Origin of the sequence: Pseudomonas cyclaminis, assembly GCF_015163715.1 — a bacterium.
Classification (GTDB): domain Bacteria; phylum Pseudomonadota; class Gammaproteobacteria; order Pseudomonadales; family Pseudomonadaceae; genus Aquipseudomonas; species Aquipseudomonas cyclaminis.
Genome location: NZ_JADDUM010000208.1, coordinates 24,861 through 36,880, shown reverse-complemented (window position 1 = coordinate 36,880; position 12,020 = coordinate 24,861). Strand labels below are relative to the sequence as shown.

Below are 12,020 nucleotides of genomic sequence, written 5' to 3'. Positions count from 1 at the left end.
CCCCGATAGCAGTGGAGCAGTCATAGATAAGTTGACTGACACTCCGCCATCGGGGGCAAGCCCCCTCCCACAATGGATCTCCAGTGTTTTGGACAATGCATTCCACACCCCACCCGGCAGCAACCACTAGGCAAGCGCCCCGTCAGCCGCTACATTGGCCGACTTGCGCCTGCCTTTCAGGCCTGCCTGTCACCCCTTATTGAACACACGGAACCTGCAAAACCCAATCATGGACCCTTCCCCTGGTATCACCCTCGCCACACTCTTCGCCGACTTCGGCATGATTCTTTTTGCTCTGATCCTGGTACTGCTCAACGGATTTTTCGTTGCGGCGGAATTTGCCATGGTCAAACTGCGCTCCACCCGGGTCGAGGCCATCGCCCATACCAACGGCTGGCGCGGGCAGATCCTGCGCACCGTACATAGCCAGCTCGACGCCTACCTGTCGGCCTGCCAGTTGGGTATCACCCTCGCCTCCCTGGGCCTGGGTTGGGTCGGTGAGCCGGCGTTTGCGCACATCCTCGAACCGCTGTTGGCCGCCGTGGGCGTCGAATCGCCGGAAGTGATCAAAGGCGTGTCGTTCTTTGCGGCGTTCTTTGTGATTTCCTACCTGCACATCGTGGTCGGTGAGTTGGCGCCCAAATCCTGGGCGATTCGTAAACCCGAGTTGCTGTCGCTGTGGACGGCAGTGCCGCTGTACCTGTTCTATTGGGCCATGTACCCGGCGATCTACCTGCTCAACGCCAGCGCCAACGCGATCCTGCGCATTGCCGGCCAAGGCGAGCCCGGCCCGCACCATGAGCATCATTACAGCCGCGAAGAACTCAAGCTGATCCTGCACTCCAGCCGTGGCCAGGACCCGAGCGACCAAGGCATGCGTGTACTGGCCTCGGCCGTGGAAATGGGCGAACTGGAAGTCGTCGACTGGGCCAACTCCCGCGAAGACCTGGTGACCCTTGAGTTCAACGCACCGCTCAAGGAAATCCTCGCGCTGTTTCGCCGCCACAAGTTCAGCCGTTACCCGGTGTACGACAGCGTCCGCCAGGAGTTCGTCGGCCTGCTGCACATCAAGGACCTGCTGCTGGAACTAGCCGAACTCGACCATATCCCCGAGTCGTTCAACCTGGCCGAGCTGACCCGCCCACTGGAGCGCGTATCGCGCCACATGCCGCTGTCGCAGTTGCTGGAACAGTTCCGCAAGGGCGGCTCGCACTTCGCCGTGGTCGAAGAGGCCGACGGCAACATCATCGGCTACCTGACCATGGAAGACGTGCTGGAAGTGCTGGTTGGCGATATCCAGGACGAACACCGCAAGGCCGAGCGCGGCATCCTGGCCTACCAGCCGGGCAAACTGCTGGTACGCGGCGACACCCCGCTGTTCAAGGTCGAACGCTTGCTGGGCATCGACCTGGACCATATCGAAGCCGAAACCCTGGCCGGCCTGATCTACGAAACCCTGAAACGGGTGCCGGAAGAGGAAGAAGTGCTGGAGGTTGAAGGCCTGCGGATCATCATCAAGAAGATGAAAGGGCCGAAGATCGTACTGGCCAAGGTGTTGATGCTCGACTGAGCCTCAATTGCCCAACGCAAAGTTGGGCAAGGCGCCCACCGGCTGGTTGAACTCATACGGGATCGACACCAGCCCTGCCTCGGTGGCGCGCTGTACCACAAAGTGCAGGTGTGGCCCGCTGCTGTTGCCGGTATTGCCCGACAACGCCAGCGGGCTCCCCACCGCCACGCGCTGCCCTGCCCTCACACTGACCGACCCTTGCTTGAGATGCAGGTACACGCCCTGTGTGCCGTCATCATGCTGCACCCGCACAAAATTCCCCGATGCATCATTGCCGCGCCCGGCCTGCGCATTCTCGGTCTTCACCACCACGCCACTGCGCGCGGCGATGATTGGCGTGCCTTCGGGCATGGCGATGTCCATGGCGTAGCGACTCTTGGCGTCGGTGTGGCTGAAGCTGCCATTGGGGCCTTGGGTCAGGCGGAACGGGCCGCCGCGCCAGGGTAAGGGGTAGCGGTAGGCTTGTGGTCGGTAGAGGGGTTTGGGCATGTCGAGCACCGGTCGTCTTACACGCTCGACTCGGCGCTCATGCAGCTCAAACGCTTGAGCGCCCGGGGTGTGCCGGTCGCTGAAAAACACCACACCATTGGCGTCGGTGGATTTGTAGACGGTCATGGCCAGGGTCGAGGTAGTGACCGTGGCCAGCCCGCAGCACAGTAAAAGGCGAAGGAGCATGGTGTGAACCTTCCGAGATGACTGAGCGACAGGTTAGCAAGTGTGGATGACAGCTCTATGCTCGCGCTTACGCACCCGGCACGAAATGCTTCTGCGCCGTGCCCCGGGCAATCAGGCGGGAGATGTAGTCGAGCTTCTGCGCATCCTGGTCGATAAACCGGAAGGTCAGTTGCAGCCAATCGCTGTCAGGCTTGGGCTCGAAGGCGACGATGGCGTGCAGGTAGCCGTTGAGGCGGGCCACTTCGGCGTTGTCACCTTGTTCCAGGTCGAGTACGGCACTTTCCAGTACCTGAGGCAGGACTTCAGTGCGGCGCACCACCAGCAGCGCTTCCTTGATGCTCAGCGCCTTGATGACGCATTGCTGGGTGCCGCTGGACAGGCGCAGTTGGCCCTGGCCACGACCGGCGGCCGGCGCGGCGGAAGGGGCTTGCACCGCTGGGCTGCTGAGCAAACCTTTGCTCGGCGCCGGCGCTGCAGCTGCAACGGGGGCCGAACGCAACGCTTCAGGCTTGCCGCCCGTCAGGGCGCTCAGGGAATCGTTGCCGAAGGCCGAGTTCATTTTGGTCGGCGCGCTGGCGACCAATGCGTCGAGGCGGCCTACCTTGTGCAGGGCCTGCTTGACCTTGTTCAGCAGTTGCTCGTTGGTGAACGGCTTGCTGACGTACCCGGAAACGCCGGCCTGGATCGCCTGCACCACGTTCTCTTTGTCGCCACGGCTGGTCACCATCACGAACGGCATGGCCTTGAGGTGCGGTTGCTCGCGGCACCAGGTCAACAGCTCCAGGCCGGACATCTCCGGCATTTCCCAGTCGCACAGCACCAGGTCGAAGGTTTCGCGCATCAGGATGGCCTGGGCCTTTTTGCCGTTCACCGCATCTTCAAGCTTGATCCCGGGGAAGTAATTGCGCAGGCACTTCTTCACCAGATCGCGGATAAACGAGGCGTCATCCACCACCAATACACTGACTTTACTCATTGACCCTTCATCCTATAAAAACTTCGGCACGCAGAACGCCTGACTAATGGCATTTTGCCAAAACTCGGTAGTCACAGCTGGACTTTATTTCTTCCGCTGCGCAAAAAATTCAGATGCCAGAAACGAAAACGCCCGGCCAAAGGCCGGGCGTTAATTTCTCGGGCAACCTTACTTATCGTCAGATTCGCCCGGAACATTAGGGATTTGATCGGCAGAACCTTCAACTTCGGCCTTCATGCGCTTGAGGCCCATGTGCCGTACGTCGGTACCGCGCACCAGATAGATCACCAGTTCCGAGATATTGCGCGCATGATCACCGATCCGCTCCAGGGAACGCAGCACCCAGATAATGCTCAAGACCCGCGAGATAGAGCGCGGGTCTTCCATCATGTAGGTGGCCAGTTCACGCAGGGCGGTCTTGTATTCGCGGTCGATGACCTTGTCGTACTGCGCCACCGACAACGCCAGGTCGGCATCGAAGCGTGCAAACGCATCAAGGGCATCGCGCACCATGTTGCGCACCTGGTCGCCGATGTGGCGCACTTCTACGTAGCCACGTGGCGCTTCGCCCTCTTCGCAGAGCTGAATGGCGCGGCGGGCGATCTTGGTGGCTTCGTCGCCGATGCGCTCCAGGTCGATCACGGACTTGGAGATGCTGATGATCAAACGCAGGTCCGAGGCCGCCGGCTGGCGACGGGCGAGAATGCGCAGGCATTCCTCGTCGATATTGCGTTCCATCTGATTGATCTGGTCGTCGATCTCACGCACCTGCTGGGCCAGGCCCGAGTCGGCCTCGATCAGCGCGGTCACGGCGTCGTTGACTTGCTTCTCCACCAAGCCGCCCATCGCCAGGAGGTGGCTGCGCACTTCCTCAAGCTCGGCGTTGAACTGCGCGGAGATGTGGTGGGTAAGGCCTTCTTTGCTAATCATGCGTTTGCTCCGCAAAAGCTGTAAGCCGCAAGCTACAAGCTGCAAGCTGATGTGTGTCGTTCCGTTGAACTGCTTTTACTTGCCGCTTGAAACTTGCGGCTTGCAGCTGCCCCAACTAGCCATAGCGACCGGTGATGTAGTCTTCGGTCTGCTTTTTCGCCGGATTGGTGAACAGGGTATCGGTATCGCCGAATTCAACCAGCTTGCCCATGTACATGAACGCGGTGTAGTCGGAAACCCGCGCCGCCTGTTGCATGTTGTGGGTCACGATAACGATGGTGAACTTGGACTTGAGCTCGTAGATCAGCTCTTCCACTTTCAGGGTCGAGATCGGGTCGAGTGCCGAGCAGGGTTCGTCGAGCAGCAACACTTCCGGCTCCACGGCGATGGTGCGGGCGATCACCAGACGTTGCTGCTGGCCGCCGGACAGGCCGAGTGCCGACTCATGCAGGCGGTCCTTGACCTCGTCCCACAGCGCCGCGCCTTTCAAGGCCCACTCCACGGCTTCGTCGAGGATGCGCTTCTTGTTGATGCCCTGGATGCGCAGGCCGTAGACCACGTTTTCGTAGATGGTCTTGGGGAACGGGTTGGGCTTCTGGAACACCATGCCCACGCGGCGACGCAGCTCGGCCACGTCTTCGCCCTTGCGGTAGATGTTGGTGCCGTAGAGGTTGATCGCACCGTCCACACGGCAACCGTCGACCAGGTCGTTCATGCGGTTGAAGGTGCGCAACAGCGTGGACTTGCCGCAGCCCGACGGGCCGATAAAGGCGGTCACGCGCTGCTTGGGGATGTTCATGCTGACGTCGAACAGCGCCTGCTTGTCACCGTAGTACAGGCTCAGGCCTGGCACTTCGATGGCCACGGTTTCCTGGGCCAGGCTCAGGCTCTGCTTGTCGCGACCCAGGGCAGACATGTTGATGCCGTGGGAATGGGTGTCGTGTTGCATGGTCTCACTCCGTTCGTAGCTGCAAGCTTTTAGCGGCAAGCTGCAAGATTTGAGCAAAAGCGGCTTGTAGCTTGCCGCTTGTGGCTAATAGCTTTAGCTGTCCAACGCTTTGTATTTTTCGCGCAGGTGGTTACGTATCCACACCGCCGACAAGTTAAGCGTGGCGATCACCAGTACCAGCAGCAAGGCGGTGGCGTACACCAGTGGCCGTGCGGCTTCGACGTTGGGGCTCTGGAAGCCGACGTCATAAATGTGGAAGCCCAAGTGCATGATCTTCTGGTCCAGGTGCAGGTACGGGTAGTTGCCGTCCAGCGGCAGCGACGGGGCCAGTTTCACCACGCCTACCAGCATCAGCGGCGCCACTTCACCGGCGGCACGGGCCACGGCGAGGATCATGCCGGTCATCATGGCCGGGCTGGCCATCGGCAGCACGATCTTCCACAGCGTTTCCGCCTTGGTCGCGCCCAGCGCCAGGGAACCTTCACGCACGGTGCGGGGAATCCGCGCCAGGCCTTCTTCGGTGGCCACGATCACCACCGGCACCGCCAGCAGTGCCAGGGTCAGCGAGGCCCACAGCAGGCCCGGCGTACCGAAGGTCGGTGCCGGCAGGGCTTCGGCGAAGAACAGGCGGTCAACCGAGCCACCCAGTACATACACGAAGAAGCCCAGGCCGAAGACGCCGTAGACGATGGCCGGTACGCCGGCCAGGTTGTTCACAGCAATGCGGATGATGCGCGTCAGGGTGTTCTGCTTGGCGTATTCACGCAGGTACACCGCCGCCAGTACGCCGAACGGGGTCACGATCATCGCCATGATCAGGGTCATCATCACGGTGCCGAAGATGGCCGGGAAAATCCCGCCTTCGGTGTTGGCTTCCCGCGGGTCATCACTCAGGAATTCCCAGACTTTGCTGAAGTAGAAGCCGATCTTGGTCATCGTGCCCATGGCGTTCGGCTGGTAGGCGTGCACCACTTTGCCGATGCCGATTTCGATTTCCTTGCCGTTGCCATCGCGAGCAGTCAGCGCATCGCGGTTGAACTGGGCGTGCAGGTCGGCCAGCCGCGCTTCGATGTCCTGGTAACGGGCATTCAGTTCGGCGCGGTCAGCATCCATATCAGCCTGGGCGGTGGCATCGAGCTTGCCTTCCAGCTCCAGTTTGCGACCGTGCAGGCGGATGCGTTCGAGGCCGGCGTTGATCGCGCCGATATCGGTTTTTTCCAGGCTCTTGAGCTGGGCGGCCAGCTTGTTGACGCGGTCGACGCGGGCTTGCAGTTCCGGCCACGCGGCCTCGCCTTCAGCGATGACCTTGCCATCCTGCTTGACGTTGACCAGGGTGCCGTAGAAGTTGCCCCACTCACGCCGCTCGATCGCCATCAGGTTTTTCGGCGTGCTCTGGTCCTTCAACCATTCGCCGACGATCCAGGTGAAGTCGTTGCCATTCAAGTCCCGGTTGCCGACCTTGATCAGTTCGCGGGTCATGAATTCCGGGCCTTCATCGGGCACCGGCAGGCCAGCACTTTTCAGGCGCTCGCGGGGCACTTCTTCTTTCTGCACCACTTCGCCGATGACGATATGGTTTTCCTGGCCCGGCACGTTGTAGTTGGCCTGGATCAGGTCAGCCGGCCAGAAGTGGCCCAGGCCACGCACCGCAATCACGGCCAGCAACCCAATGGTCATGATGACCGCGATGGACACCGCGCCACCGCTGATCCAGACGCCTGGGGCGCCGCTCTTGAACCATCCATTCAGGGAGTTCTGTTTCACAGACTTCTACCTTTCTTAAAGCGACGAGTATTTCTTGCGCAGACGCTGACGGATCAGCTCGGCGAGGGTGTTCATGACGAAGGTGAACAGCAGCAGCACCAGCGCCGAGAGGAACAGCACGCGGTAGTGACTGCCGCCCACTTCCGACTCCGGCATTTCCACCGCGACGTTGGCCGCGAGCGTTCGCAGGCCTTCGAACAGGTTCATCTCCATCACCGGCGTGTTGCCGGTGGCCATCAGCACGATCATGGTCTCGCCGACTGCACGGCCCATGCCGATCATCAGGGCGGAGAAGATGCCCGGGCTGGCGGTCAGGATCACCACCCGCGTCATGGTCTGCCACGGCGTGGCACCCAGGGCCAGCGAGCCCAGGGTCAGGCCGCGCGGCACGCTGAATACGGCGTCTTCGGCGATGGAGTAGATGTTCGGGATCACCGCGAACCCCATGGCCAGGCCGACGACCAGGGCGTTGCGCTGGTCGTAGGTGATCCCCAGGTCGTGGGAGATCCACATGCGCATGTCGCCGCCGAAGAACCAGGTTTCCAGGTACGGGCTCATGTACAGCGAGAGCCAGCCCACAAACAGGATCACCGGGATCAAGATTGCGCTTTCCCAGCCTTCGGGAACACGCAGGCGGATCGACTCCGGCAAGCGGCTGAACACAAAGCCCGCCACCAGGATGCCAATCGGCAGCAGCATCAGCAGGCTGAAAATCCCCGGCAGATGCCCTTCCACGTATGGCGCCAGGAACAGGCCGGCGAAGAAGCCGAGGATCACGGTCGGCATCGCCTCCATCAACTCGATCACCGGCTTGACCTTGCGGCGCAGGCTCGGGGCCATGAAGTAGGCAGTGTAGATCGCCGCGGCGACGGCCAGCGGTGCAGCCAGCAGCATGGCGTAGAACGCGGCCTTCAAGGTACCGAAGGTCAGCGGGGCCAGGCTCATCTTGGGTTCGAAGTCGGTGTTGGCGGCGGTCGATTGCCAGACGTATTTAGGCTCGTCGTAGTTTTCGTACCAGACCTTGCTCCACAAGGCGCTCCAGGACACTTCCGGGTGCGGGTTGTCGAGCAGCAACGGTTGCAGTTTGCCGCCGGCTTCCACGATCACACGGTTCGCCCGTGGCGACAGGCCGAACACGCCCTGGCCGTCGACCACCGGGTCGACCAGCAAGGTGCGATGGGCGGTGCTGTGGAACACGCCGAACTGGCCGGAAGCGTCGAGGGCGGTGAAGCCCTTGCGGCGTTCTTCGGCGGTGATTTCAACGATGGGCGCCGTGCCCATCTGGAAGGTACGGATCTGCTTGAAGCGCTGCTCGCCATCCGGATCGCGGGCCATGAACCACTGGGCCAGGCCGCCTTTGGAGTTACCGATGATCAAGGAGATACCGCCGACCAGTTGGGTGCTGGCGGTGATTTCGGCGTTGCCATCTTCCAACAGTTTGTAGCGCCCGTTGAGGCTCTTGTCGCGCAGGCTGAACACGTCGGCCAGGGCACGGCCGTTGATCACATACAGCCACTGCTGGCGCGGATCGATGAAGATCGCCTTCACCGGCTCGGTCATTTGCGGCAGCTCGACACGCTTCTGCTCGCTGGTGACTTCGCCAGTCATCATGTTCTCTTCGCGGCTCAGGGTCAGCACGTTCAGGTGCGAACCGGCCGAACCGGCCACCACCAGGGAGGTGTCGGTGGCGTTGAGGGCTACATGCTCCAACGGGCGACCGGCGTCATCCAGCACGATCGGCGTTTCACCGTAAGGGTATTCAATCGCTGGCGTGATGGTCTTCTTGCCGTCCGGGTAGGACACTTTATAGGTGTGGCGGAACACCAACGACTGGCCATTGGACAAACCGAGGATCACCAGCGGGCTGCCTGGCTGGTCTTCACCGATGGACGCGACGCTGGTGCCGACGGGAAGCGCCAGGTCGACGCGCTTGAGCTCGGCGCCAGTCTCTACATTAAAGAACAGTGCCTGGCCCTTATCGGAAACCCGCATGGCGACCTGGTTCTGCTCTTCGAGGGAGATCATCAGCGGCTTGCCGGCGTCCTGGATCCAGGCCGGGGTGAGCGCGTCTTCCTTGGTCAACGACGCGCCCTGGAACAACGGCGCGACGACGTAGGCGAGGAAGAAGAAGATCAGGGTGATAGCACCGAGGACGGCGAGGCCGCCCACCAGCACGTACCAACGGGTCAGGCGATCTTTGAGCGCGCGAATGCGGCGCTTGCGTTGCAGCTCAGGCGTATTGAAATCAATGCGCTTGGGAGGAGAAGTCGTCGTCATGGTGGAATTGGCCAGATCATTCATGCGCACACCCTAGCGATCCTGTATGACAGAAAGATGACAGTGCAGTGACGCAACAAATCCGCCGCGAAGCATAGCTGGCAGCGGACTAGAAAATTCGGATGCGGGGCCGGTATCCCGGCCCCGCGAAGGCAATCAGTTGCCTTCTTTCAGACCCAGGTCAGCCAGGGCCTTGGCGGCCACTTTGGCTGGCAGTGGGATGTAGCCGTCTTTCACTACAACTTCCTGGCCCTGTTTGGACAGCACCAGTTTCACGAACTCAGCTTCCAGCGGAGCCAGAGGCTTGTTCGGGGCTTTGTTGACATACACGTAGAGGAAACGCGACAGCGGGTACTTGCCGTTCAGGGCGTTTTCTTCGGTGTCTTCGATGTAGTCAGTGCTGCCTTTCTTGGCCAGAGGCACGGTTTTCACGCTGGCGGTCTTGTAGCCGATGCCCGAGTAACCGATGCCGTTCAGCGAGGAGCTGATCGACTGCACGACCGAAGCCGAGCCTGGCTGTTCGTTCACGTTAGGCTTGTAGTCGCCTTTGCACAGGGCTTCTTCCTTGAAGTAGCCGTAGGTGCCGGACACCGAGTTACGACCGAACAGCTGCACTGGCTTGTTGGCCAGGTCGCCAGTCACGCCCAGTTCGCCCCAGGTTTTCACGTCAGCTTTGCCACCGCACAGACGCGTCGAGGAGAAGATCGCGTCGACCTGTTCCATGGTCAGGTGCTGGATCGGGTTGTCCTTGTGCACGAACACGGCCAGGGCATCCACGGCAACCGGGATAGCGGTTGGCTTGTAGCCGTACTTCTGCTCGAAGGCCGCCAGTTCGGTGTCCTTCATCTTGCGGCTCATCGGGCCCAGGTTGGAGGTGCCTTCAGTCAGCGCAGGTGGCGCAGTAGCAGAACCGGCAGCTTGAATCTGGATGTTGACGTTCGGGTATTCCTTTTTGTAACCCTCGGCCCACAGGGTCATCAGGTTAGCCAGGGTATCGGAACCGACGCTGGACAAGTTGCCCGACACACCAGTGGTCTTCACGTACGCCGGGATTGCCGGATCAACACCAGCGGCCACCGCGTTGGCGGTCGCAACGCCAGCAGCGACAAAAGTCATTGCCGCCATCAAACGTTTCAGTTTCATGCCTTGCTCCTAGCAGATAGGGATAGTTGGATCGGGGCCAAGTATCGGGAGGCCGTGTGAACACTCTATGTCTGGAATGTGACAGTTAGATGAAAGGCCACTATTTAAGAATCGCCTGTCAGGAAGGGAGAAGGCCAATGAATGAGGGTCTTGCGAGGAAGTTGAAGCGCTTGAGTCGCAGGTTCAGAAATACCCGGTATTTCCTATAGAACACGATCCCTGTAGTGAGCGAGCTTGCTCGCGCTGGAGTGCGTAGCGCTCCCGTTTTTTTGGGGGCCGCTACGCAGTCCAGCGGGAGCAAGCTCCCTCGCCACAGGGGAACGGGGTGATTTAGCGCCCGCGTTTCCACAGATACACGCCTACACCCATCCCCATCACACACAGGGCGGCCACGTAGTAAGACGGGCCCATCGGGCTTTCCTTCATCAGCAACGACACCGCCAGCGGCGTGAGGCCACCAAACACGGCGTAGGCCACGTTGTAGGAAAACGACAACCCGCTGAAACGCACCACCGGCGGGAAGGCTTTGACCATCACGTAGGGCACCACGCCGATTGTGCCGACAAACAGACCGGTCAAAGCGTACAGCGGGAACAGCCAGTCCGGGTGAGCCAGCAGGCTGTGGTAGAGCGTCCAAGAGGTTGCCAGCAGCAGCGCGCAACCGCTGATGAGCACGCGGCCTGCACCGAAGCGGTCCGCCAATGCGCCGGAGGCGATGCAGCCCAGGCTCAAGGTCACGATAGCCAGGCTGTTGGCTTGCAGCGCAACGGTCGGGCTGAAGTGGTAGATGGTTTGCAGCACAGTCGGGGTCATGAGGATAACCACCACCACACCGGCCGACAGCAGCCAGGTCAGCAGCATCGACAGCACGATGGCGCCACGGTGGTCGCGCAGTACCGCGCGCAATGGCAGCTCGGCGGCCAACGTCTTGCGTTGCTGCATTTCAGCGAAGATCGGCGTTTCATGCAGCCAGCGACGCAGGTACACCGACAGCAGGCCGAACACGCCACCCAGCAGGAACGGGATACGCCAGGCGTAATCCGACACCTGCTCAGGGGTGTAAAGCGTGTTGATGGCGGTGGCCACCAGCGAGCCCAGCAGGATACCGGCGGTAAGACCGCTGGTCAGGGTGCCGCAGGCGTAGCCGATATGGCGTGGCGGTACGTGTTCGGAGACGAACACCCACGCGCCCGGCACTTCGCCGCCAATCGCCGCGCCCTGGATAACGCGCATCAGCAGCAGCAGGATCGGCGCCCACAGGCCGATCTGCGCGTAGGTCGGCAGCAGGCCCATGATCAGGGTCGGTACGGCCATCATGAAGATGCTCAGGGTGAACATTTTCTTGCGGCCCAGCAGGTCGCCGAAGTGCGCCATGATGATGCCGCCCAGCGGGCGGGCCAGATAACCGGCGGCAAAAATACCGAAGGTCTGCATCATGCGCAGCCATTCAGGCATGTCGGCAGGGAAGAACAGTTTTCCGACCACGGTGGCGAAAAACACGAAAATGATGAAATCATAAAATTCCAGCGCCCCGCCCAAGGCAGACAGCGACAGGGTTTTATAGTCGTTGCGGGTCAGCGGGCGCGAAGGTTGCGCACTGCTTGCGGGCACGGAGGACATGGCAAGGCTTCTCTTATAGTAATCATCGTAATAAGGACGGCACGCCCGGGACTTGCGGCGGGTCTGGCAAGATAGCAAATCGCTTGTAAAAGCACAGCGCCAGGAGAACAGTTGCG

General features: G+C 61.0%; 9 protein-coding genes. 1 reads left to right on the top strand and 8 read right to left on the bottom strand.

From position 1 onward, the window contains the following. The first annotated feature begins 229 nt into the window (after positions 1 to 229). Positions 230 to 1,570, top strand: a complete 1,341-nt coding sequence (locus tag IQK56_RS23880; protein WP_122306676.1) for a hemolysin family protein — start codon at positions 230 to 232, stop codon at positions 1,568 to 1,570. Between the two features lie 3 nt (positions 1,571 to 1,573). Here IQK56_RS23880 and IQK56_RS23875 read toward each other — a convergent pair whose 3' ends face one another. From IQK56_RS23875 to IQK56_RS23840, 8 genes are all read right to left on the bottom strand, one after another. Beyond that, on the bottom strand, positions 1,574 to 2,245 hold the full coding sequence (locus IQK56_RS23875; RefSeq protein ID WP_150761872.1) for a peptidoglycan DD-metalloendopeptidase family protein: 672 nt from the start codon (positions 2,243 to 2,245) through the stop codon (positions 1,574 to 1,576). A 67-nt stretch (positions 2,246 to 2,312) separates the two neighbouring features. Continuing rightward, entirely contained in the window at positions 2,313 to 3,221 is a 909-nt protein-coding gene (locus tag IQK56_RS23870; protein ID WP_099586057.1) for a response regulator, read from the bottom strand. A gap of 168 nt (positions 3,222 to 3,389) precedes the next feature. Beyond that, a complete protein-coding gene (gene phoU, locus IQK56_RS23865; RefSeq protein WP_032884456.1) occupies positions 3,390 to 4,151 on the bottom strand; it encodes a phosphate signaling complex protein PhoU in 762 nt (253 codons plus the stop codon). Between the two features lie 115 nt (positions 4,152 to 4,266). Next, on the bottom strand, positions 4,267 to 5,100 hold the full coding sequence (gene pstB / locus IQK56_RS23860) for a phosphate ABC transporter ATP-binding protein PstB (protein WP_027608247.1): 834 nt from the start codon (positions 5,098 to 5,100) through the stop codon (positions 4,267 to 4,269). A gap of 93 nt (positions 5,101 to 5,193) precedes the next feature. Then, positions 5,194 to 6,864, bottom strand: a complete 1,671-nt coding sequence (pstA, locus tag IQK56_RS23855; protein ID WP_122306678.1) for a phosphate ABC transporter permease PstA — start codon at positions 6,862 to 6,864, stop codon at positions 5,194 to 5,196. Positions 6,865 to 6,879: 15 nt separating this feature from the next. Next, the gene (locus IQK56_RS23850) at positions 6,880 to 8,913 is read right to left on the bottom strand and encodes an ABC transporter permease subunit (RefSeq protein ID WP_191629699.1); all 2,034 of its coding nucleotides are present in this window, start codon (positions 8,911 to 8,913) and stop codon (positions 6,880 to 6,882) included. 384 nt (positions 8,914 to 9,297) lie between these two features. Continuing rightward, a complete protein-coding gene (locus IQK56_RS23845) occupies positions 9,298 to 10,284 on the bottom strand; it encodes a phosphate ABC transporter substrate-binding protein PstS (protein ID WP_099586060.1) in 987 nt (328 codons plus the stop codon). A gap of 330 nt (positions 10,285 to 10,614) precedes the next feature. Next, a complete protein-coding gene (locus IQK56_RS23840; RefSeq protein WP_112192785.1) occupies positions 10,615 to 11,904 on the bottom strand; it encodes an MFS transporter in 1,290 nt (429 codons plus the stop codon). Positions 11,905 to 12,020 lie beyond the last annotated feature (116 nt).